Below are 20,000 nucleotides of genomic sequence, written 5' to 3'. Positions count from 1 at the left end.
CCTTGTGAATATCTTTTCTAGCTTAATTACTAGTCGTGTAGTTGCTACATTATCAGCTCTTGTGGTGATTGTAGTTGGCTGCGGTGCTGGTATTTGGCAGTTAAATCGAGCAGAGCAAAAGATTCGTCTAGGTGAGTCTTTAAGTGCAAGACTGCAAATGCCCATTCTGAATGCCAATGCCGATAGCTTGACTTTAGAGCAGGCTACAGAGCGCCGAATACTGGCGCGTGGACGTTTTATTCAAGATGAGGCGATTTGGCTGGATAACCGTCCCCGCCCTATTCCTGAAGGTGGCGCTGGTGCTGCAGGGCAATCCGGATTTTATGTGATGATGCCTCTGAAGTTGGATGGCCAAGAGCTTGTGCTTTGGGTTAATCGGGGATGGGCTCCTCGTAATCACGAGAACCGTATTGAGTTACCTCCAGTTAAAACAGTGGGTGAAGTGGTGACTATTGAGGGAATTGCTTTCCCTCATCCCGGAAGGGTGTATGAGTTGGGAAAAAAGGACGCTACGCAAGCCAGTCCTCGGATTGAGCAAAACTTTGATTTGGATTTTGAGGCTCGAAGCCATGAATGGAAGCAACTCCCGTTCATTGTTCGAGAGTCTGGCTCTTCGAAAGAGGATGGTTTATTAAGAAATTGGCCCTCACCAACAAACGGAGTCGATCGCCATTATGCTTATGCATTCCAGTGGTTTGCTTTGGCATTAACTGGATTTTTATTTTGGCTCATTAATGGGCTCATGAAATATCGGCGAGAGCTTGCTGTGAATGGAGATAGAGGGTGAGTGATAAAGAATTATTGATTCCAGCATTACAAACGGATGCATCTGTAATTAACACGCAAACTCGACGTGGGCGCATTCAGATGCTGCTATTGTTGCTTGCTTGCGCGGCACCAGTGATCGCCTCTTATTTGGCGTATTACGTTTTTAAGCCAGAGGGTGGAAAGACTAACTTTGGAACCCTGGTTCAGCCTGTACAAGATATGAATCCCGCTTGGTTTGATATTCCTTTCAATGGAAAGTGGACTTTACTAGTGGCTAGGCCAGCCGGGGACTGCACTATTAAAAATGAATCATGTCTCGAGGTTCTATTTTTAATGCGCCAACTACGCATTGCTGTTGGTCGTGAAAGTGGTCGAGTTCAACTAGTGTGGGTCAATACAGATGGTAAAGCAGTAGATCCAGAGGTGTTGCTGGCATATGATCAAAAGACAGCAGGATTTCAGATTGTAGATTTGCCGGTAGATCCTAAATTAAGAACTGAATTTGATGCGTGGCTTAATCGTGATGGAGTAGGTCAGAAGATTCAGTTGATTGATCCGAGCCCAGCCAAGATGATGATTTTCCCGGTGAGCAATTCGCCAAAAGAATTTGGCAGTATGAAAAAGGATCTAGAGAAGCTATTGCGCCTCAATCGTAAGGGTGAAAAATTGCAATGAGTAGCTTGCTATTGCTTGCGGAGTTAGCTGCAATCGCAATTGTCTTTGCAGGCCTACCTTTGGCTTATCTTTGGACTAGGCCGACTTATAATTTTTTTCAAAAGTTAAATTGGGTCTTGGTTTTCATGACTTTTGATTTGATTGTATTTGGTGCTTTTACTCGCTTAACGGACTCTGGTCTGGGATGCCCTGATTGGCCTGGTTGTTATGGCACATCAAATCCATGGCACGCAATTAGCGAGATCCAGCAAGCTGAAGCTAATATGCCTACGGGTCCCGTGACTGTCATCAAAGCTTGGATTGAAATGATTCATCGCTATTTAGCAATGACAGTCGGAGCACTGATTTTGATTCAGGTGGCAGTTGCTTGGAGTAAGCTCAGTAGCTTGGGCAAGAAACCTCTATTGGGAAGTCTTGGCTTGCTGATTTTGGTATGTATTCAAGGGGCATTTGGTGCTTGGACGGTCACACTGAAATTGCAGCCTATTATTGTGACAATTCATTTGATGTTAGCTTTGGTTTTGTTGGCATGCCTAACGACTTATGCACAACAAGAGTGGATAGATAAATCCTCAGTAACTACTCGTCTACAGTGTAAGCCCCTTTCTTCAAAGTTACTTTTACTTGCAGCAGTAATTTTAAGTACGCAAATCTTTTTAGGTGCATGGGTGAGTACGAATTACGCTGTATTAGCTTGCCCCGATTTTCCGACTTGCATGGATCGTCTTTGGCCAGAAACAGCTTGGCAGGAAGGCTTCACCCTGTGGCGCGGCTTAGGCTTGAATGCTCAAGGTGAATCTATTACCCCTGTCGCTTTGCAAACAATCCATTGGGCACATCGCATATTTGCCATGGTTGCTTTAGTGGTTCTTGGTGCCTTAGGACTGAGCGCTCTCGGTCTAAGTAATTCCAAGTCATTAGGAATGGCAAGGATTGCACAGCTATTACTAGGTTTGCTCATTCTGCAGGCTCTGACTGGTATTTCTAACGTGGTCTTTCAGTGGCCCCTGTTGGCTGCCTTAATGCATACCGCAGGTTCTGCTGCATTGGTATTCTGTTTGGTTCGTTTAGTCCAATGGTCCTCTTGGAGTACCCCCATTCACATGAAGATGTCTAAATCATTATGAGTAGTCCCACTTTCCCTAAGCCTGTAGCGATGCCACGTTGGCGTCAATATTGGGTTCTCACCAAGCCCCGCGTCACGCAGTTAGCAGTGTTCTGCGCAGTCATTGGCATGTTCTTGGCCACCCCGGGCATGGTGCCTTATCCAGTTCTGATTGGCGGCATTGTTGGGATTTGGTTGTTGGCAGGAGCTGCTTTTGCAATGAATTGTTTAATCGAGCAAGCCGTCGATGCCAAGATGAAGCGAACTGCTTGGAGGCCGTCTGCAACTGGTGAAGTAACACCTCTTCACATTACTATTTTCTCGATCATTCTTGGTGGTTTGGGAATGATCATCTTGTGGGTCTTCTGCAATCCATTAACCATGTGGCTCACCGTGGCTACTTTTATCGGTTACGCAGTAATTTATACTTGGTTACTCAAGCCTGCTACGCCACAGAATATTGTCATTGGCGGCCTCTCGGGTGCTATGCCGCCTGCCTTGGGTTGGGCGGCAGTTACCAACACTGTGTCAGCAGAAGCTTGGCTCTTGGTACTAATCATTTTTGTTTGGACTCCGCCACACTTTTGGGCTCTTGCCTTATATCGTCGTGATGATTATGTGCAAAGTGGTTTACCAATGCTGCCAGTGACGCACGGAGAGCGCTTTACGCTACTCAATATTTTGTTATATACATTGATTTTGATTGCGGCTACTTTATTGCCATACATTTATGGCATGAGTGGCATGATCTATTTGATCTCAGCAATCATTCTGGGTTTGATCTTCCTTTCATATGTCATTGCTTTATTTGTTTCTTACAGCGATGCGTTAGCAAAGAAAACTTTTCGTTTTTCAATTACGTATTTATCTCTACTTTTTGCAGCGCTATTAATTGATCACTATTTCATTTGAGATGAAGATGCATTTACAAAAATTTCACTTTTATATTTCACGCCTATTGGTACTGTCGCTGATCGGATTAACTCTGCTAGCTTGTAGTCCGCAACAGAGCTTTAAGAACGTGGATATTACGGGTAGCAAGGCATTTGGTACTGACTTTAGTTTGCTCGATCCTGACGGAAAAGTGAGAACACTCGCTGACTTTAAAGGTAAAGCAGTTTTGATTTTCTTTGGTTATACGCAGTGCCCCGATGTTTGCCCTACGACACTGACTGAGATGCAGCAGGCCATGACTTTATTGGGTCCTCAGGCAGACAAGGTGCAAGTGCTGTTTGTAACTGTGGACCCACAAAGAGATACCGCAGCAATCTTAAAACAGTATGTACCGGCATTTGATTCGCGCTTCTTGGGTTTGCGTCCAGCCGATGAAGTAGCCTTAGAAAAAGTGACTAAGGACTTTAAGGTTTACTACCAGAAGGTGCCCGGCACGAGTGCTGGTTCATACACCATGGATCATATGGCGGGAAGTTATGTCTTTGATCCAGAAGGGCGCTTACGCCTTTACATCAAGCATGCGCAAGGTGCTGAGACCTTGGCGCAAGACTTGAAGGAACTTCTGAAGTAAAGGCTTGAAGTGGAAGGCTGTTTAGGCAGCTTCGGTTTGTAAGAGACTACGCATTTTTTTGAGCGCAGCAGTTTCAATCTGACGAACACGCTCTGCAGAAATGCCATATTCGCTGGCGAGATCATGCAATGTTTTTGTTCCGTTGCCATCTGCATCCATAGCCAGCCAACGTGACTGCACAATATTGCGACTACGCTCATCTAATGCCATCAGCGCTTGATCAAGCTGAGGGCCATGTAATGCATCAGTCGCAGCAGCAGCCATCATTTCGGTAGGCTCTTGACTGTTATCAGCTAACCACTGAATTGGTGCATAGGCTGATTCGTCATCGGTGTCATCACCCTCTAAGGCAACATCACCACCAGCAAAGCGCATCTCCATTTCTTTTACGTCTGAGCCTTTGACATCAAGTGCTTTTGCTAAAGCCTCAACTTCATTAGGTGTCAGGGCGGCTAGAGTGGGCTTGTTACTACGCAGATTAAAGAACAACTTACGTTGTGCTTTTGTTGTAGCAACTTTGACCAAGCGCCAATTTTTAAGAATGTACTCATGAATCTCCGCTTTAATCCAATGGATGGCGTAAGAGACTAAGCGTGCACCTTGGTTAGGGTCATAGCGTTTAACAGCCTTCATCAAGCCAATATTGCCCTCTTGAATTAAGTCAGCATGGGGAATGCCATAGCCTAAATACTGACGAGCAACGGAAACTACTAAACGGAGGTGCGAGAGAACTAAAGTCTTTGCCGCATCGACATTTTCAGTGCGACGAAATTCTTGCGCGAGGTGTAGCTCCTCTGCAGCGCTGAGCATCGGTACGCGATTCACATAGGAAATATAAGAGTCGAGTGTGCCAACCCCCAAGGAAGGCAGCATCGGAAAGGCAAGCGTAGCCGCAGCAGTCTGCGCTGTGGGCAGTGTTTGCCTTGCTTGCAATTGCGGTTTGTATGCTTTCTTTTGAATCATTTTCTTTTGTACACTTTTGGTGTTAATAGAGTTCTATTTTAGCACTCTTGTCAAGAGAGTGCTAATGATTTTTTACTTATATAAGTCTATGATTTAATTGAATAATTCAGAAGAATATTGTGCGGCCATGAAGGGGGCTAAATCATCAATTCCCTCACCCTTACCTAAGGCTAAAACCGCTAGTTTTGGCCCGTCGCTGAGGGTGTGGGCAAGTGCACAGATTACCCCGCCCTTAGCGGTACCATCTAATTTAGTCACGATTAAGGCGGAAAGCTCTAAAGCAGCATGAAAGGCTCTGACTTGGTTTAAACCGTTTTGACCAGTATTGCCATCTAGAACCAGTAAAGTCTGGTGAGGTGCTCCAGGAAGGGCCTTACCGATCACTCTTTTCACCTTCTTTAATTCTTCCATCAGATGGTCTTGAGTGGCCAATCTGCCGGCAGTGTCAATAATGAGGATATCGCTCTTGCGAGAAATCGCCGCATGAATGGCATCGTGTGCCACTGCCGCCGCATCACCACTTTCTTGCATGATGACATCGACCTGATTACGACCACCCCATTCAAGGAGTTGGTTGCGTGCTGCAGCTCGGAAAGTGTCACCGGCTGCGAGTAAGACAGATTTGCCTTGAGATTGAAAAAGTTTGCAGAGTTTACCGATCGTGGTGGTCTTGCCAGCGCCATTGACTCCAACTACTAGCCATACCTCTGGTGTGGTCTTTTGCTCATGGACATACAAGGGATTAGGGTTGGGCTCCATAGATTTCAGGAGAATCGTCACTTCTTCGATCAGTAGTTGCTTGAGTGCTTCGGGGGTATTGGCCTTTTCCGATTTGGCGGCCTTACGGAGCTTGCTAATCAATTGTTCGGTCGTGGGCAAACCCACATCGCTCAGAATGAGAGATTCTTCTAGGGCATCAAACCAGGCTTCATCAGTCTGATTGGATGTGAACAGGGATCCGAGAGTTTTACGTAAGCCGAACATAATCGATACAATTTAATCCTTGCATCTTATCAATTAAATTCTAGGAATAGGTGATCTTGCAGATGCGTTCCACTTTATTAAGTTTTTCTCTCTATTTATTGTTCGGCTGTTCTATTGCTATGGCAACCCCAGAGGTGGGCCAAGCAAATACCCATGAGTTTCAACTCTCCAATGGCCTCAAGTTGATCGTGCGGGAAGATCATCGTGCACCTACCGTTGCGCACATGGTTTGGTACCGTGCTGGCTCCATGGATGAGGTGAATGGCAAGACTGGAGTGGCTCATGTGTTGGAGCACATGATGTTTAAGGGCACCCATAAAGTAAAGTCAGGGGAATTCTCCCGCTTAGTTGCAGCAGTGGGTGGTCGAGAAAATGCTTTCACCTCTCGTGATTACACGGCTTACTTTCAGCAAGTTGAAAAGTCTAAGTTAGATGAGGTGATGAGGTTAGAGGCTGATCGTATGTCTAACCTCAATTTTGATGATGCAGAATTTCTGAAAGAAATTCAGGTGGTAATGGAGGAGCGTCGTCTGCGTACGGAAGATAACCCTAATAGCTTGCTCAATGAATCTCTCACTGCCACCGCATATATGAGCTCCCCTTATCGTCATCCGGTAGTTGGGTGGATGAATGATTTGGTCAATATGAAAGCCATAGATGCACGCGATTGGTATCGCAGCTGGTACAAGCCGAATAACGCAACTGTTGTCATTGCAGGTGATGTTAATCCTAAGGTGATTTTAAAAGCAGTGGAAAAATACTACGGAGTTGCTTCCGCAAAAGAGTTACCGGAACGTAAGCCCCAGATTGAACCCGTACAAAAAGGTATTAAGCGAGTGCAAGTAAAAGCGCCAGCTGATAGTGCGCAGCTAGCGATGGCATGGAAAGTCCCCAAGTTAGAAGTAGCGAGGCTGGACGATGATGAGCCTTATGCTTTAGAGCTTTTGTCTGCCGTACTAGATGGTTATGACAACGCACGCTTGAATCGCACTCTAGTAAAGCAAGAGCGCGTAGTAAATGATGTGGGCGTCGGTTATGACATGATCTCTAGAGGGCCTGAACTATTTTTCATTAGTAGCAGTATGGCTAAAGGCAAGACAGTGCAACAAGCGGAGAGCAGCATTCGTAAAGCCTTGAAAGAAGTTGTTGACAAAGGAATTTTAGAGTCAGAGCTGAAGCGGGTGAAGGTGCGTATTCTGTCTGATCAGATATACAAGCGCGACTCAATTTTTGGGCAGGCCATGGAAATCGGTAGTACAGAGATGGCTGGATTCTCATGGAAAGATATTGATGTGATGTTGGAGAAGATGCAAACCATTACTCCCGCACAAGTCCAAGCCGTTGCAAAAAAATATTTAGTAGATGAGGGGCTCACCATAGCAGTACTAGATCCACAACCACGCCAGTCGGGTGAGGCCAAGCAAGGAGGCAATCGTGATGCCAAATAAATTCATCTTGCAAATCAGTTTTGTAATCGCGCTGATAGTTGGAGTAAGTACATCAGCACACGCGATATTACCTATTGAAAAACTAGACTCCTTCAAGGGAGCGCAAGCCTATTTAGTGCAAACCAAAGCGCTGCCCATGGTAGATATTGAGATCAGCATTGATGCAGGCGATCGTTATGACCCAGGAGTGAAGAGTGGCCTAGCTACTATGGCCGGGCGGCTCATGAACTATGGCGCCAAATCTGATAAGGGTCTGTTAAATGAGGCGCAGATTGCTGATGAGATTGCAGACCTTGGTGCAAACCTCGGTATTTCTGTTGGCGGTGAGCGCGCTGTCATGCGTATTCGGACTTTGAGTCGCAAAGATTTACGCGATCGGGCTGTTCAATTGGCTTCAGCGATGTTGAGTGCACCCACATATGATGCAAAGATCTTGGCGCGTGAGAAGCAAAGAATGGCCACTGCATTGTTGGAGTCGGAGACGAAGCCAGAGTCAGTCTTAGATCGCCGCTTTAGAAAATCAGTTTATGGAGATTATCCGCTGGCCAATTCACCAACGGTGAAAAGTATTACCAATATCAGCGCAAGTGACCTGCAGCAGTTTCATAAACAGCTTTACCGCGGCGATCGAATGATTGTCAGCATTGTGGGTGATGTGAGCAAAGCTGAGGCTGCTGAGATTGTTCAGAGCTTATTACAAAGAGTGCCTCAGTCTGGACCTCCTGTAGCGAAGTTGCCAGAGTTTGAGCGCTCACCAGTCGAGCCTTTAAGTCAACGCGAAGTTGCTATTCCATTTGACTCACAGCAAGCGCATATTGCTATGGGAATGACTGCAGTAACTCGTAGCAACCCCGATTTCTTCCCATTACTGGTGGGTAACTACATTTTGGGTGGCGGTGGCTTTGTATCCCGACTCATGTCGGAAGTGCGCGAGAAACGTGGTCTTGCCTATAGCGTGTTTAGTTACTTTGCCCCCGGTAAGGATGCAGGGACATTTCAGGCGGGCGTACAAACAAAGAATGATCAAGCTACTTTGGCGTTAGAAGTAATGAGTTCCACTATTGCGCAATTTATTGCTGATGGCCCAACGCAAGCGGAGCTCGATGCAGCCAAAGCAAATTTGATCAATGGCTATCCTTTACGAATTGATAATAACCGTAAGTTACTAGACAACGTGTCTAGTATTGCTTGGAATAATTTGCCTCTCGACACGATGGAGATATGGACTAAGCAAGTGGAGGCGGTTAACCTTGAGCAGGTCAAGATGGCGTTCCAAAAACACTTAGCCATGGATCGAATGAAAATCGTAGTCTTAGGGGCGAAAAAATAAATAAGCTGGTTAAGTCAGCTTCATTAGGCAGACGCTCTGAGCCTCTCCAGAAAATTCGCATTATTGGTGGAGTTTGGCGCAGTCGTTTGCTAGGTGTACTGGATTTACCCGGTCTTCGTCCTACTACCGATCGTATTCGTGAGACTTTATTTAATTGGCTCGGACAGGATTTAGTCGGTTTGCGTTGTTTAGATTTATTTGCTGGTACTGGCGCTTTAGGTTTTGAGGCTGCATCACGACATGCCCATTCAGTAACCCTATTAGAAAAAGATAAACAGGCTCACGCCAAACTTCTAGCTAATTTTGCTTTGTTAGAGTCATCTCCTGCTCCTGGAATAGTGCAGATTCTCCACAGAGATAGTTTGGAGTTCTTAAAGCAACAAGCTGACCGCTCCAGCAATCTGATCTTCATAGACCCACCCTTTCAGGAGGAGGGCTTATTAAATCAAGCGCTTATAGAGGCTGCTCGTGTTTGTGACGACAGTGCTGGCGGGGGAATTTATGTAGAGTTTCCTTCCAGTCGCCCCCGGGAGCAGATTGAGGCTTTAGTGCCTGATTGGCATTGTGGGAAATACTTAGAGGCTGGACAAGTAAAAGCTTGTCTATTTCGCTTCAAGAGGGACTAAACTCTTGCCTGTAGCCGAAAAAGCCTTAGGAGCGTTATGACTGTTGCTGTATACCCTGGAACATTTGATCCCTTTACTCGTGGTCACGAGGACCTAGTGCGTCGCGCCTCAAGCATTTTTGGCGAGCTCATTGTGGGTGTTGCTGATAGTCGTAGCAAACGCCCTTTCTTTACGCTGGATGAGCGCATTGAGATTGCTAAAGAAGTTCTTGGCCACTACTCCAATGTAAAGATTGTTGGATTTACCGGCCTGTTAAAAGATTTTGCTCGCGAACATCATGCGCGTGTGATTGTGCGTGGCTTGCGTGCAGTATCTGATTTTGAATACGAGTTCCAAATGGCTGGTATGAATCGTTATTTATTACCTGATGTTGAAACACTATTCCTTACCCCATCAGATCAATATCAATTTATTTCTGGTACGTTTGTGCGTGAGATTGCCTCTATGGGTGGCGATGTGAGTAAGTTTGTATTCCCATCGGTAGAAAAGTGGTTGATCACAAAGATTCAAGCTAACAAGAGTAAAGAGTAGGATCCCTAGGCGCAAATATGGCGTTAATGATTACAGACGAATGCATCAATTGCGATGTGTGTGAGCCTGAATGTCCAAACGATGCAATCTACATGGGTTTAGAGATCTATGAGATTGATCCTAATAAATGCACTGAATGTGTAGGTCATTACGATACGCCTCAGTGTCAGCAAGTCTGTCCGGTAGACTGCATACCGATGAACCCTGCGTTTTCTGAAAATCAAACGCAGCTCATGGCAAAGTATCAGGCCTTAACTGCCGCTAAAAAAGCGCTCGCTAAATAAGTCGTTGGTACTCTTTAATTAGTTTTAGAGTGCAATTCGAGCATGGCTGCCTGAGTATCACCCTTTAGAAACAATGACAGAATCTGTAGGCCATTTTCAATGCTTGCATCAATCTGCTTTTGTTCTGTTTGTAAGGGCCTTCTCAAGACGAAGTCAGCTACGTCCATCACACGCGCACCTTCTGCAGCAAGATCGCGTGGGTGGCCAATACCCAGGCGCAAGCGCCAGTACTCAGGAGTTCCCAAGTGAGCCTGGATATCTTTTAAGCCGTTGTGTCCACCAGTGCCGCCACCAAGCTTGATGCGTGCAGTGCCGGGCTTGAGGTCGAGTTCATCTTGCACTACCAACACATCTTTAGGTGTAATTTTATGAAAGCGGCACAAAGCTCCGACAGCCTGACCGCTCAGGTTCATGTAAGTGTTTGGCTTGAGTAAGAAGAGGTCTTCATCTTCCCATTTAGCCTTAGCTACTTTTCCAAGAAAGCGTTTTTCAGTTTCAAAGCGGACGTTTAATTGTTTGGCGAGTGCATCCACAAACCAGAAGCCAGCATTGTGCCGATCTTCAGCATGTTCTTCACCTGGGTTGCCTAGGCCAATAATTAATTTAGTCATGATGAGTGCTTAAGGATAAAAGCTTTTCTACAAAAAAGAAAACCCGCTTATAAGCGGGCTTCTTCTGTCGCAAAGATAGGGCTTAAATGATTAAGCTTTATCCTTTGGAGCTTCAGCAGCAGGAGCCGCAGCAGCTGCAGGAGCAGCTTCTGTATCGGCAGATTTCACTGCTGGGATACGTGCGTTAGCCAGTACTGGGTTTTCTTGCTCGATATGCAATACCAAGGTAACGCCTTTTGGTAATGCGATATCTTTAGCATGGATACCATGACCAACTTCAATCTTGCTTAAGTCCACTTCAATGAACTCTGGCAAGTCGGCTGGTAAGCAAGATATTTCCAATTCAGTGGAGATATGGCTGATAACAGCGCCCTGCAACTTCACTGCAGCTGAAGTGTCAGCATGAATGAAATGCAATGGAACGCGCATGTGAACTTTCTCAGTCGCGGAAACGCGCTGGAAGTCGATGTGTAGAACCAAAGGCTTAAATGGATGCATCTGGTAATCGCGCAACAACACTTTTTGTGCTTTGCCACCGATTTCGAGATCAAGGATGGATGAGTGGAATGCTTCCTTGCGGAGAGCATGGAACAGTGCGTTGTGATCCAACTCAATTACAGTTGCGGCGTCTTTACCACCGTAGATGATGCCCGGAGTTTTACCGGAGTTGCGCAGACGGCGGCTCGCACCCGTTCCCTGTACGCTTCTTTCAAAGGCTACTACTTTCATATTTAATTCCTAAATTGAGGTTAATTTCCGTTCGCGACCAAACAGAAAAGCCTTTGATTATATCTTGGGAATCGTACTTTTTGCCTAGAAAAGGCTCAAAATTGCCAAAAACCGGGGCGTAAACGCTATTTTTGGCTTATTCGGCGAACATCGACATCACTGAATCACCCTTGCTAATGCGGGAAAGGGTTTCAGCCAGGATGGGAGCAACGCTCAATTGACGGATTTTGCCCACTTTTAAGGCTTCAGCGGTCAATGGAATGGTGTCAGTAACAACTAATTCATCTAACTCTGAGGCGGCAATACGGGCGATGGCACCACCAGAGAGAACTGCATGAGTACAGTAAGCTGTAACGCCCTTGGCACCACGCTCTTTCAGTGCCTCGGCAGCTTTGCAGAGAGTTCCACCGGTGTCAATAATGTCATCCATGATGACGCAGTGACGACCTTCTACTTCGCCGATTAAATGCATTACTTCTGATACGTTAGCCTTAGGACGTCGTTTATCAATAATCGCCAAATCTGTACCTAATTGCTTAGCCATTGCACGGGCTCGAACCACTCCGCCAATATCCGGCGAAACAATGATGAGATCTTTTTTAGTTTTCTGAGCCTCTAAATCTGCCAAGAGAACCGGAGAGGCGTAAATGTTATCTACTGGGATATCAAAAAAGCCTTGAATTTGGTCGGCATGAAGATCCATGGTCAAAACACGCTCAATGCCAGCAACAGATTGAAGCATGTTTGCTATGATTCTAGCGGAGATGGCAACCCGTGCAGAGCGTGGACGACGATCTTGTCTGGCGTAACCAAAGTAAGGGATCACTGCGGTTATGCGGCTTGCTGATGCTCGCTTAAGGGCATCAATCATGATCATGAGTTCCATCAAACTGTCGTTTGTTGGAGCACAAGTCGATTGGATAACGACGACGTTCTTGCCGCGGACATTTTCTTGAATCTCTACCTGGATTTCACCATCAGAGAATCGACCAACAAATGCTTTTCCCATGGGGAGATTCAGCTCTTTGGCTACCGCATGGGCCAAAACCGGATTTGCGTTGCCTGTGAAAAGAGTCAGTAAATCAGCGTTCATTGGGGCGGACATAGGTGATTTTGGAGTTTTGGTAGAGGTCGAATGGATATCTTTAGGTCGTATCTACAGAATTTGGCAGGGGAAGAAGGATTCGAACCTTCGCATGCTGGAATCAAAATCCAGTGCCTTAACCAGCTTGGCGATTCCCCTACAGGTCAATCTGAAGAAATCAAATTGTAAGCGGGATTTTTATTTAGCCCCCGAACAATTCGACCTATCCATCCTTTTGGAAGATTTTGCAGAAGATTTTCCAGATTTGCGATGTCCGTCATAGGGTCTAAGGCGGCAAAAACGCTACTTCCAGAGCCGGACATGCAAGGCGCAGAGTTAGGCACTGCCCTGTAAATCCAATCTAAAGCTTGCTTCACTTCAGGACATTTCCGCACCGCTACTGCCTGACAATCATTCGACTGATATGAGCTTGGCGATGCAAGAAAGCCATCTATTGTAATCGGAGCATGATCGCGGGTCAATTGAGGGTCTTGAAAAATCTGCGCAGTGGCAATTCCCTGATTGGGGAAGATCACCACAAAGTCTTGGGTTTCCAAGGAAATTGCCTGTAATTTCTCCCCAATGCCCTCAACAAATGCATTTTGGCCAAAGATGAAAAATGGCACATCTGCCCCTAGTTTTAGACCGAGCTGACACAGCGTCGCAATATCAAGATGGAGATCCCAGAGGGTATTGAGGCCAATGAGCGTGGATGCGGCATCAGATGATCCACCGCCCAGGCCAGCACCCATAGGAATCATTTTTTCTAAGCTGATTTCAACACCCTGCTTGATCTTGCAATAATCTTTTAAAACTTGGGCGGCGCGGACCACCAAATCTTGTTCTGGGGGTACGCCTGGAATGGGATCAATACGACGAATCTCACTTTCAGAAATATGCTTTAAGGTAAGTACGTCAAACCAATCAATCAACTGGAAAACAGATTGGAGTAGGTGATAGCCATCTTCGCGGCGCCCAACAATATGAAGAAATAAATTGAGCTTTGCTGGACAGTGGATTTCTAGCGTCTTACTCATGATTCACGCTTCACTCATTCGGATTATCAAACACTAGGCGGATATCTATGGAGCCAATGTTAGAGCTACGAGTCATCATGAGTTTTTCTAAACGCTGCGCATTGTTCCAGTTGTAATTTAAGGTCCAACCATCTTGTGTGATTTTGCTCACTTGCCCTTTTGCATTTCGCTCAACACTGGCATTACCGCCGGGACGAGTTTTTCCACGCAACCAGTCTGATAGACCGCGAGCAGGTAGCGGAAGTCCTAATGTATTTTGTATCAGAGTATCAGCATCGACAGCCGAAGTTAATTGGCCATCGCGCTCTAAGATTGCTTCACCAGGTTTAATCGTAATTTTTGCAATGGATCCACCAACTGGATTACGAATTTCCAATACATCGATCAACGCGTCTTGAGTTAATGTAAATCCACCTGAGCCGCCCTGATTTTTACTTTCGGTAAGTCCAGTAATTTTTACCGAAAAACGACCGTCCCATGCGCCTTTGAGGGTAGTATCTGCTAATGACCAATCAGGTTTCAAGCGCTTCAAAGTTTCTTTGAGGGTCGGGTTATTGGCATCTAATTGCTGCCCTTTGCGCCACATATCTTCTGCTTCGACCGAGCGATTCATTACCCACAGGACTTCACCAATATGTGCAGCAATATCCGCTTCAGGTTTCATACTAAATGCTTGTTGCAGTTGCTCTAAGGCAAGGTCATTTTTACCCATGCGAAAGTTTACCCAGCCAAGACTATCTAATATAAAACCATCTTTAGGTGAGAGTTGATGTGCTTTACTGATTAGCTTGAATGCTTCTGGTAATTTCTGATTGCGATCGGCTAGTGAGTAGCCAAGTGCATTTAGGCTATTTGCATCATTCGGATTTTTGCGCAAGATTTCGCGCAGAGTTTTCTCCATCACATCGATATGCCCTGATTTTTCAGCAGACATGGCATAGGTGTAGAGTAGCCCCGGATCTTTTGGTTCCGGCTTTAATGTTGAAGCAATTTCATAAAAAGCTCTTAATGCTTCTGATTCATTAGTTGCTTTAGCTAATAGCGCCTGAATCTGTAGCAAAGTATTTTCACGCTGCGCCGGTGTTTGCTGATTCAAGAGTGAGATGGCGGGTTTGACTGCATCTGACCAGCGTTGATTCAGAATTAAGAGGGTAACGAGCACCTCTTTGGGTTTAGTTTGTTTTGGACCAGCCAAGCTATCCCAAGTTTGAGCTGCTTGGAGTGCAAGATCTGGGGCGCCTGCGGTAATTGCGATCTCCATTGCCCTTTGTGCCAAGCGAGGGTCATCTAGCTGGCGAGCGAGCTCCAAATAGGTTGTGTATGCCAAGCCAGCTTCACCGCGCTGAAGGGCGATTTCAGAAGCCAAGACCTCAAATACAGCTTGACCGCTATCTAGACTACTGGATTTAGCGATGGTATTGCTGGAAAGGAGGCTTAAGCCCAGCCCAGCAGCAAGCAGTAAAACCCTCAAAGAGGGCTGCAATGAAAATTTGGTCATAAGCACATTCTAATCCGCGAATCTACAATTCATTTATGCCAGAACTCCCAGAAGTCGAAGTTACCCGATTGGGTATCCAACCCCATTTAGAGGGGCTAAGGGTGAGTGCAGTCAAAATTATCGACGGTCGCTTGCGCTGGCCGGTACAGAGTAATTTAAATACTTTGATTTCTGGTCAGAAAGTCTTGGGTATAGAGCGCCGCGGCAAGTATCTCCTAATGGAGTTTGATGCGGGTTATCTATTGCTTCACCTAGGCATGACTGGAACATTGAGAGTCCTTCCGAGTGGCGACCCCCTTAAGTTACATGATCGAGTGACTTTCGAGTTTGGCAAGCTGAGTTTACGTTTGCACGACCCCCGAAAGTTTGGCGCTGTTTTATGGCACCCAAAGTCCAAGGGGCCGATTGAGGGCAATGCCCTTTTGCAAAAATTGGGAGTTGAGCCTTTTTCACCAGAGTTTGCGGGTGAGCTGGGTTCTGAGGTTCTGTATCAGTGCTCACGTAAACGTAGTGTTGCTGTTAAGCAATTTTTACTGGCAGGGCAAGCAGTAGTGGGTGTCGGTAATATCTATTGTTCTGAAAGTTTATTCGAGGCAGGTATTCATCCGGCAAAGGCTGCTGGAAAACTCACACGTCCACAATGCTCTAGGCTGGCGACTGCGGTGAGATTGATTTTGAAAAAAGCGATTGCTGCGGGCGGTAGCTCTTTAAAAGACTTTGTGAACAGCGAAGGCGATCCAGGGCACTTCATGGTGCAAACCAAAGTCTACGATCGTAAAGATCAGCCTTGTAAGGTATGCAAGACGCCGATTAAACAAATAGTGCAAGGTCAACGCTCTACTTATTTTTGTCCGCAATGTCAGAAGCGTTGATCAAGCACTTCGCTACTAAGCTGATAGCTTGGCATGGCAAGGATGGACGCCAAGGCCTTCCATGGCAGAGTATTCGAGATCCTTATGCGGTATGGGTTTCTGAAATTATGCTGCAGCAAACTCAGGTAGCTACTGTTCTGGAGCGCTACCCCCGCTTCATGAAGCGTTTCCCGACGGTTAAGAAACTAGCAACTGCACCATTAGATGATGTCTTGGCAGAATGGGCGGGGCTGGGCTATTACACGCGCGCTCGCAATCTCCACGCTTGTGCCAAGCAAGTGATGGAAGAGTTTGGTGGTGAGTTTCCCAAAGACCCAGTATTGCTCGAACAGCTCAAGGGTATTGGTAGATCGACTGCTGGTGCTATTGCAGCATTTGCATTTCATGAACGGGCACCGATTCTGGATGCGAACGTCAAGCGGATACTGGCACGATTATTTGGTGTAGATGGTGCCATCCAAGAAAAAGCAGTGAACGATGAGTTATGGTTATTGGCTAAAACACTGCTCCCTAAAAAAGCTCCGGATATGCCGGTGTACACGCAGGCTCTAATGGATTTTGGAGCAACTTGGTGCACTTCTCGTAAACCTATATGTTTAAGTGGGGAAAGAAAATGCCCATTTGCAAAAGAATGCCAAGCTAATCTCACTAATCAGATCTTAGTATTACCTCGCAAAGTCATCAAAGAAAAATCCCCCGAATTTAATTGCGACATGTTGTTACTCCGGCATGGTGATTCAGTACTATTACAAAGACGCTCTGAAAAAGCCATTTGGGGCGGGCTTTGGTCTTTGCCTGAATCTATATGGAGAGCTAAAGAAAAAAGCTCCCCAGCTACAGACAATGCTGTTAATTTGACTGCGAAAGAATTGTTTAAGCTTGTACTACCGAACGAAGTGATCTCTAGTACCTCAAAGAATTATTATTCAATTGAGCGGGGACTTGATATTAAACATGTCTTTACGCATCGTCGTTTATGGATGCAGATTTGGCATGTAAGCTCAGGCTCTGCCGTGAAATTCGCTAGTAAGGACTTGAAGTGGGTTCCTTTGCGTCAGCTAGGACAGTACGGCTTGCCTCAACCGATCAAATTGCTATTGCAGGGATTGAGTCTAACTCGCGGTGACGACTTAAGAAATTAATTTGAAGTGCGGCCAAATCTTTTTGCGGCAGAAAATGCGCAATGATGCAACTCACAAGATAAACCGAGCGATGTTGTCCGCCAGTACAGCCGATAGCGACAGTAAGATAGCTGCGACCATCTGCGATGTAGTGAGGCAACCATTTTTCAATAAATTGAATAATGTCATTTTCCATGCTGACTACTTCAGGAATTTTTTCTAAAAACTCACGAACGGGCTGATCTTTTCCAGACATGGGGCGTAACGCTTTGTCGTAGTGTGGATTAGGCAGGCAGCGAACATCGAACACGAGATCCGCCTCACTAGGTAAGCCTTTTTTAAATCCAAAAGATTCAAAAATAACGGTGAGTCCTTGAGGTTTATCTTTCAGAAGATCTTGAATCCAAGAGCGCAAGGCATGAGCAGGTAGATTGCTAGTATCAATACTGTGGGCTTGATTGCGCAGGGGCTCTAAGAGACTACGCTCTTTATCAATAGCCTCGATGAGGGTGGCAGCTTGAGTTTGTTGAGTTTTTCCAGAGAGCGGATGGCGCCTGCGGGTTTCGGAGAAGCGCTGGATCAGCGTGTTGGTATCAGCATTGAGGAAAACAATTCGCACCTGATGGTTGCGTCTCAGGTTTTCTAAAATCTGAGGGAGCTCTGCAATTGACTGACCGCGACGTGCATCAATAGCAACTGCAACACGTTCGCTTTTTTCACCTTCTAGCGTAGTAATGAGGCTTTCTAGAAGGGTAACTGGAAGGTTATCAACGCAGTCATAACCTGCATCCTCAAAGGCTCTCAGTGCAACTGATTTACCTGAGCCGGAGATACCGGTAATCAGATTAATTTGCATATTAAATAAGCCGGCCTTGTGACTTTGAGAATTCTGCTTCAGCGTTCATTTGCAAACGCTGACGCTCCATAAATTCTTTTAAGGTATCGATGCCTCGTAGTTGCAAGATAGTATTGCGGACAGCAGCCTCTACAAGCACAGCTAAGTTACGACCTGCAGCAACTTGAATTTTGACAGTTCTAATGCCGACGCCCAATACATCAATATGCTGGGCTTCTAAGGGTAGGCGCTCAAACTCACCATCATTGCGGCGAACCAGTTGGACTATCAGGCGCAATTTTAATTTCCGACGCACGGCTGTTTCACCAAAGATAGTGCGGATATCCAATAAGCCAAGCCCACGAACTTCCAAGAGGTTACGCAGAATCACAGGGCAACGACCCTCGATGTAGTCTGGTCCGAGTCGAGCAAAGTCCACCGCATCATCAGCTACTAAACCGTGGCCGCGAGAAATCAGCTCTAAGCCTAATTCACTTTTTCCTAAACCAGACTCACCCATGATCAAAACCCCCAAGCCCAGAATATCCATGAATACACCGTGCATCGTAATCTGGGGGGCGCCAATCTTAGTGAGGTAGGTGCGAAGGTGATCAATTACCTCGGCTGCTGAGATGGCTGTTGTAAATAGTGGAGTAGAGGATCGTTGGCAAAAGAGTTGGAGGGCGGCATCAGCTGCTTTACCGTCAGCCACAATAACGCAAGGCGGCATTTTAGAAATTAAGTCGAAGATCTGCTCTTCTCGCTGTTGTGTTTCAAGTTGGGCATGATAGTTAATCTCCTGCTCACCAAAAATCTGAATACGGCTAGGGTGAATGAGATTTAAGTGACCAACTAAGTCTGAACTGGCTGCTGCAGCTTTAACAGCCTCTGGCGGAAATCGTCTGTCCGCGCCTTCTAGACCGCCAATCCAGGATAGCTTGAGCTCAGAGACATTGTCATCAAAGATCTGCTGGGCAGTAACTCCCTCTAGGAGTAGAGGTTGAGTAGTCAAGCAGAGCCCCACGTTTGTAGGATTTCACATACCTTCTCTGGACTGCCCTCCGACGCAAGTAGCTTGCGGGTATCCTGATCGGATAAGAGCTGTGCAATTGAAGACAAAATTTCTAAATGTTGCTGAGTTGCTTTTTCAGGAACAAGCAAAAAAATGAGTATAGATACAGCCTCACCATCAGGTGCAGAAAAGTCGATCGGTTCTTGTAGTTTGACGAATGCAGCAATCGGCTGCTTAAGCCCCTTTACACGACCGTGTGGGATGGCAACTCCAGCGCCTAGTGCAGTAGAGCCTAAGTCCTCGCGCGCATTTAAGAAGCCAACAATTGCTTCGGCTTCAAGATCTGCTTGTTTGGCAAACAGCTGCCCTACAGCCGCAAATGCCTCGGCCCTATTCTTGGAAAGATTATTTAAGGCAATACGGTCTAAAGCGAAAAGATCGGTCAGGGCATTCATATCAATAGATTATAGGTGTCCTGATGCTAAAGATTACTCAAAATGTTTTTCGTGGTGATGATCTTGAATTTTTTCTTTGTGCTTTACAACTTGACGTTCAAGTTTATCTACTACTGCGTCCATAGCGTGATAGAGGTCCGCGTTATGCGCTTCGGCAAAGAGCTCTTTACCTTTTAGGTGAATAGTAATCTCGGCTGCTTGACGAAGATTTTTTTCTTTGGCATTATCGACGATCAAAAATGCGGTGGCATCTAAAACGTGGTCAAAGTGCTTACGAATTTTTTCTAAACCAGCTTCGAGGTGGGAACGCATGGCTGGAGTAACTTCAACATGACGGCTATTAATTTTCAGATTCATCAGCAGCTCCTATTCAGAGAAAAACAAAATACGTGCGCAAATAATTACTCGGGGTGCGCAGCAGACCCCTGTAATGCTTTACTTGTTTATACGGAAATGAAATTCATGAACCTCCAGCGTATCAGCGATTTTGCTGAAAACCAAGAGGGT

General features: G+C 46.0%; 23 protein-coding genes and 1 tRNA gene. 12 read left to right on the top strand and 12 right to left on the bottom strand.

Translation table 11 applies throughout. From position 1 onward, the window contains the following. Positions 1 to 4: 4 nt before the first annotated feature. From CL55_RS09690 to CL55_RS09670, 5 genes are read left to right on the top strand one after another with little or no spacing between them, the layout of a single operon-like run. Positions 5 to 787, top strand: a complete 783-nt coding sequence (locus tag CL55_RS09690) for an SURF1 family protein (protein ID WP_082091930.1) — start codon at positions 5 to 7, stop codon at positions 785 to 787. Further along, positions 784 to 1,443 carry a hypothetical protein gene (locus CL55_RS09685; RefSeq protein ID WP_046330896.1) on the top strand — a complete coding sequence of 220 codons (660 nt, stop codon included), beginning with the start codon at positions 784 to 786 and terminating at the stop codon, positions 1,441 to 1,443. The genes CL55_RS09690 and CL55_RS09685 overlap by 4 nt, the downstream gene beginning before the upstream one ends. Beyond that, on the top strand, positions 1,440 to 2,570 hold the full coding sequence (locus CL55_RS09680; protein WP_082091929.1) for a COX15/CtaA family protein: 1,131 nt from the start codon (positions 1,440 to 1,442) through the stop codon (positions 2,568 to 2,570). The genes CL55_RS09685 and CL55_RS09680 overlap by 4 nt, the downstream gene beginning before the upstream one ends. Continuing rightward, entirely contained in the window at positions 2,567 to 3,460 is an 894-nt protein-coding gene (gene cyoE, locus CL55_RS09675; protein ID WP_046330895.1) for a heme o synthase, read from the top strand. Before CL55_RS09680 ends, cyoE begins: the two co-directional genes overlap by 4 nt. A 7-nt stretch (positions 3,461 to 3,467) precedes the next feature. Continuing rightward, complete coding sequence (locus tag CL55_RS09670; protein ID WP_046331301.1) at positions 3,468 to 4,073, top strand: SCO family protein; 606 nt, start codon at positions 3,468 to 3,470, stop codon at positions 4,071 to 4,073. Between the two features lie 21 nt (positions 4,074 to 4,094). Here the strand turns inward: CL55_RS09670 and rpoH are convergent, their stop codons facing one another. Together rpoH and ftsY are read right to left on the bottom strand one after the other, a co-directional pair. Beyond that, positions 4,095 to 5,036: an RNA polymerase sigma factor RpoH gene (gene rpoH / locus CL55_RS09665; protein ID WP_046330894.1), complete on the bottom strand. Its 942-nt coding sequence runs from the start codon at positions 5,034 to 5,036 to the stop codon at positions 4,095 to 4,097. 93 nt (positions 5,037 to 5,129) lie between these two features. After that, positions 5,130 to 6,020, bottom strand: a complete 891-nt coding sequence (gene ftsY / locus CL55_RS09660) for a signal recognition particle-docking protein FtsY (protein ID WP_046330893.1) — start codon at positions 6,018 to 6,020, stop codon at positions 5,130 to 5,132. A 62-nt stretch (positions 6,021 to 6,082) separates the two neighbouring features. Here ftsY and CL55_RS09655 point away from each other — a divergent pair, with 62 nt between their 5' ends. Genes CL55_RS09655 through CL55_RS09635 form a run of 5 tightly spaced genes read left to right on the top strand, consistent with a single transcriptional unit; the run spans position 6,083 to position 10,239 of the window. After that, complete coding sequence (locus tag CL55_RS09655; protein WP_046330892.1) at positions 6,083 to 7,468, top strand: M16 family metallopeptidase; 1,386 nt, start codon at positions 6,083 to 6,085, stop codon at positions 7,466 to 7,468. Further along, positions 7,458 to 8,798 carry a M16 family metallopeptidase gene (locus CL55_RS09650; protein WP_046330891.1) on the top strand — a complete coding sequence of 447 codons (1,341 nt, stop codon included), beginning with the start codon at positions 7,458 to 7,460 and terminating at the stop codon, positions 8,796 to 8,798. Before CL55_RS09655 ends, CL55_RS09650 begins: the two co-directional genes overlap by 11 nt. Beyond that, positions 8,795 to 9,424: a 16S rRNA (guanine(966)-N(2))-methyltransferase RsmD gene (rsmD, locus tag CL55_RS09645; RefSeq protein ID WP_335337484.1), complete on the top strand. Its 630-nt coding sequence runs from the start codon at positions 8,795 to 8,797 to the stop codon at positions 9,422 to 9,424. The genes CL55_RS09650 and rsmD overlap by 4 nt, the downstream gene beginning before the upstream one ends. 36 nt (positions 9,425 to 9,460) lie before the next feature. Further along, the gene (coaD, locus tag CL55_RS09640; RefSeq protein WP_046330889.1) at positions 9,461 to 9,955 is read left to right on the top strand and encodes a pantetheine-phosphate adenylyltransferase; all 495 of its coding nucleotides are present in this window, start codon (positions 9,461 to 9,463) and stop codon (positions 9,953 to 9,955) included. 17 nt (positions 9,956 to 9,972) lie between these two features. Further along, positions 9,973 to 10,239 carry a YfhL family 4Fe-4S dicluster ferredoxin gene (locus CL55_RS09635; RefSeq protein ID WP_046330888.1) on the top strand — a complete coding sequence of 89 codons (267 nt, stop codon included), beginning with the start codon at positions 9,973 to 9,975 and terminating at the stop codon, positions 10,237 to 10,239. Positions 10,240 to 10,253: 14 nt separating this feature from the next. Here the strand turns inward: CL55_RS09635 and pth are convergent, their stop codons facing one another. The 6 genes from pth to CL55_RS09605 form a co-directional block, all read right to left on the bottom strand. Next, on the bottom strand, positions 10,254 to 10,850 hold the full coding sequence (gene pth / locus CL55_RS09630; RefSeq protein WP_046330887.1) for an aminoacyl-tRNA hydrolase: 597 nt from the start codon (positions 10,848 to 10,850) through the stop codon (positions 10,254 to 10,256). Positions 10,851 to 10,940: 90 nt separating this feature from the next. Beyond that, positions 10,941 to 11,579, bottom strand: a complete 639-nt coding sequence (locus CL55_RS09625; RefSeq protein WP_046330886.1) for a 50S ribosomal protein L25/general stress protein Ctc — start codon at positions 11,577 to 11,579, stop codon at positions 10,941 to 10,943. A gap of 136 nt (positions 11,580 to 11,715) precedes the next feature. Next, the gene (locus tag CL55_RS09620; RefSeq protein WP_046331300.1) at positions 11,716 to 12,672 is read right to left on the bottom strand and encodes a ribose-phosphate pyrophosphokinase; all 957 of its coding nucleotides are present in this window, start codon (positions 12,670 to 12,672) and stop codon (positions 11,716 to 11,718) included. A 73-nt stretch (positions 12,673 to 12,745) separates the two neighbouring features. Then, a tRNA-Gln gene (locus CL55_RS09615) sits at positions 12,746 to 12,822 on the bottom strand. A 5-nt stretch (positions 12,823 to 12,827) separates the two neighbouring features. Beyond that, positions 12,828 to 13,700 carry a 4-(cytidine 5'-diphospho)-2-C-methyl-D-erythritol kinase gene (gene ispE, locus CL55_RS09610; RefSeq protein ID WP_046330885.1) on the bottom strand — a complete coding sequence of 291 codons (873 nt, stop codon included), beginning with the start codon at positions 13,698 to 13,700 and terminating at the stop codon, positions 12,828 to 12,830. A 10-nt stretch (positions 13,701 to 13,710) separates the two neighbouring features. After that, positions 13,711 to 15,198, bottom strand: coding sequence for a lipoprotein insertase outer membrane protein LolB (locus tag CL55_RS09605; RefSeq protein ID WP_046330884.1), 1,488 nt, complete (start codon positions 15,196 to 15,198; stop codon positions 13,711 to 13,713). 35 nt (positions 15,199 to 15,233) lie between these two features. Here CL55_RS09605 and mutM point away from each other — a divergent pair, with 35 nt between their 5' ends. Both mutM and mutY read left to right on the top strand, forming a co-directional pair. Further along, positions 15,234 to 16,070: a bifunctional DNA-formamidopyrimidine glycosylase/DNA-(apurinic or apyrimidinic site) lyase gene (gene mutM / locus CL55_RS09600; protein ID WP_046330883.1), complete on the top strand. Its 837-nt coding sequence runs from the start codon at positions 15,234 to 15,236 to the stop codon at positions 16,068 to 16,070. Further along, positions 16,055 to 17,212: an A/G-specific adenine glycosylase gene (gene mutY, locus CL55_RS09595; RefSeq protein WP_046330882.1), complete on the top strand. Its 1,158-nt coding sequence runs from the start codon at positions 16,055 to 16,057 to the stop codon at positions 17,210 to 17,212. Before mutM ends, mutY begins: the two co-directional genes overlap by 16 nt. Here mutY and rapZ read toward each other — a convergent pair. From rapZ to hpf, 4 genes are read right to left on the bottom strand one after another with little or no spacing between them, the layout of a single operon-like run. After that, positions 17,157 to 18,047 carry an RNase adapter RapZ gene (gene rapZ, locus CL55_RS09590; protein WP_046330881.1) on the bottom strand — a complete coding sequence of 297 codons (891 nt, stop codon included), beginning with the start codon at positions 18,045 to 18,047 and terminating at the stop codon, positions 17,157 to 17,159. The genes mutY and rapZ overlap by 56 nt on opposite strands. 1 nt (position 18,048) lies before the next feature. Then, positions 18,049 to 19,038, bottom strand: a complete 990-nt coding sequence (hprK, locus tag CL55_RS09585; RefSeq protein WP_046330880.1) for an HPr(Ser) kinase/phosphatase — start codon at positions 19,036 to 19,038, stop codon at positions 18,049 to 18,051. Next, entirely contained in the window at positions 19,035 to 19,493 is a 459-nt protein-coding gene (locus tag CL55_RS09580; RefSeq protein ID WP_046330879.1) for a PTS sugar transporter subunit IIA, read from the bottom strand. The genes hprK and CL55_RS09580 overlap by 4 nt, the downstream gene beginning before the upstream one ends. A 33-nt stretch (positions 19,494 to 19,526) precedes the next feature. Beyond that, complete coding sequence (gene hpf, locus CL55_RS09575) at positions 19,527 to 19,850, bottom strand: ribosome hibernation-promoting factor, HPF/YfiA family (RefSeq protein WP_046330878.1); 324 nt, start codon at positions 19,848 to 19,850, stop codon at positions 19,527 to 19,529. Positions 19,851 to 20,000 lie beyond the last annotated feature (150 nt).

The organism is Polynucleobacter duraquae (genome assembly GCF_000973625.1).
GTDB lineage: Bacteria > Pseudomonadota > Gammaproteobacteria > Burkholderiales > Burkholderiaceae > Polynucleobacter > Polynucleobacter duraquae.
Note: the sequence above shows the minus strand (reverse complement) of the source record. Positions and strands in the feature narration are given on the sequence as shown.

Coding starts and splice junctions, on each gene's coding strand:
- CL55_RS09680 (WP_082091929.1), top strand. CDS start 1,440: ATGAGTAGCTTGCTATTGCTTGCGGAGTTAGCTGCAATCGCAATTGTC.
- cyoE (WP_046330895.1), top strand. CDS start 2,567: ATGAGTAGTCCCACTTTCCCTAAGCCTGTAGCGATGCCACGTTGGCGT.
- CL55_RS09670 (WP_046331301.1), top strand. CDS start 3,468: ATGCATTTACAAAAATTTCACTTTTATATTTCACGCCTATTGGTACTG.
- rpoH (WP_046330894.1), bottom strand. CDS start 5,036: ATGATTCAAAAGAAAGCATACAAACCGCAATTGCAAGCAAGGCAAACA.
- ftsY (WP_046330893.1), bottom strand. CDS start 6,020: ATGTTCGGCTTACGTAAAACTCTCGGATCCCTGTTCACATCCAATCAG.
- CL55_RS09655 (WP_046330892.1), top strand. CDS start 6,083: ATGCGTTCCACTTTATTAAGTTTTTCTCTCTATTTATTGTTCGGCTGT.
- CL55_RS09650 (WP_046330891.1), top strand. CDS start 7,458: ATGCCAAATAAATTCATCTTGCAAATCAGTTTTGTAATCGCGCTGATA.
- coaD (WP_046330889.1), top strand. CDS start 9,461: ATGACTGTTGCTGTATACCCTGGAACATTTGATCCCTTTACTCGTGGT.
- CL55_RS09635 (WP_046330888.1), top strand. CDS start 9,973: ATGGCGTTAATGATTACAGACGAATGCATCAATTGCGATGTGTGTGAG.
- pth (WP_046330887.1), bottom strand. CDS start 10,850: ATGACTAAATTAATTATTGGCCTAGGCAACCCAGGTGAAGAACATGCT.
- CL55_RS09625 (WP_046330886.1), bottom strand. CDS start 11,579: ATGAAAGTAGTAGCCTTTGAAAGAAGCGTACAGGGAACGGGTGCGAGC.
- CL55_RS09620 (WP_046331300.1), bottom strand. CDS start 12,672: ATGAACGCTGATTTACTGACTCTTTTCACAGGCAACGCAAATCCGGTT.
- ispE (WP_046330885.1), bottom strand. CDS start 13,700: ATGAGTAAGACGCTAGAAATCCACTGTCCAGCAAAGCTCAATTTATTT.
- CL55_RS09605 (WP_046330884.1), bottom strand. CDS start 15,198: ATGACCAAATTTTCATTGCAGCCCTCTTTGAGGGTTTTACTGCTTGCT.
- mutM (WP_046330883.1), top strand. CDS start 15,234: ATGCCAGAACTCCCAGAAGTCGAAGTTACCCGATTGGGTATCCAACCC.
- mutY (WP_046330882.1), top strand. CDS start 16,055: ATGTCAGAAGCGTTGATCAAGCACTTCGCTACTAAGCTGATAGCTTGG.
- rapZ (WP_046330881.1), bottom strand. CDS start 18,047: ATGCAAATTAATCTGATTACCGGTATCTCCGGCTCAGGTAAATCAGTT.
- CL55_RS09580 (WP_046330879.1), bottom strand. CDS start 19,493: ATGAATGCCCTGACCGATCTTTTCGCTTTAGACCGTATTGCCTTAAAT.
- hpf (WP_046330878.1), bottom strand. CDS start 19,850: ATGAATCTGAAAATTAATAGCCGTCATGTTGAAGTTACTCCAGCCATG.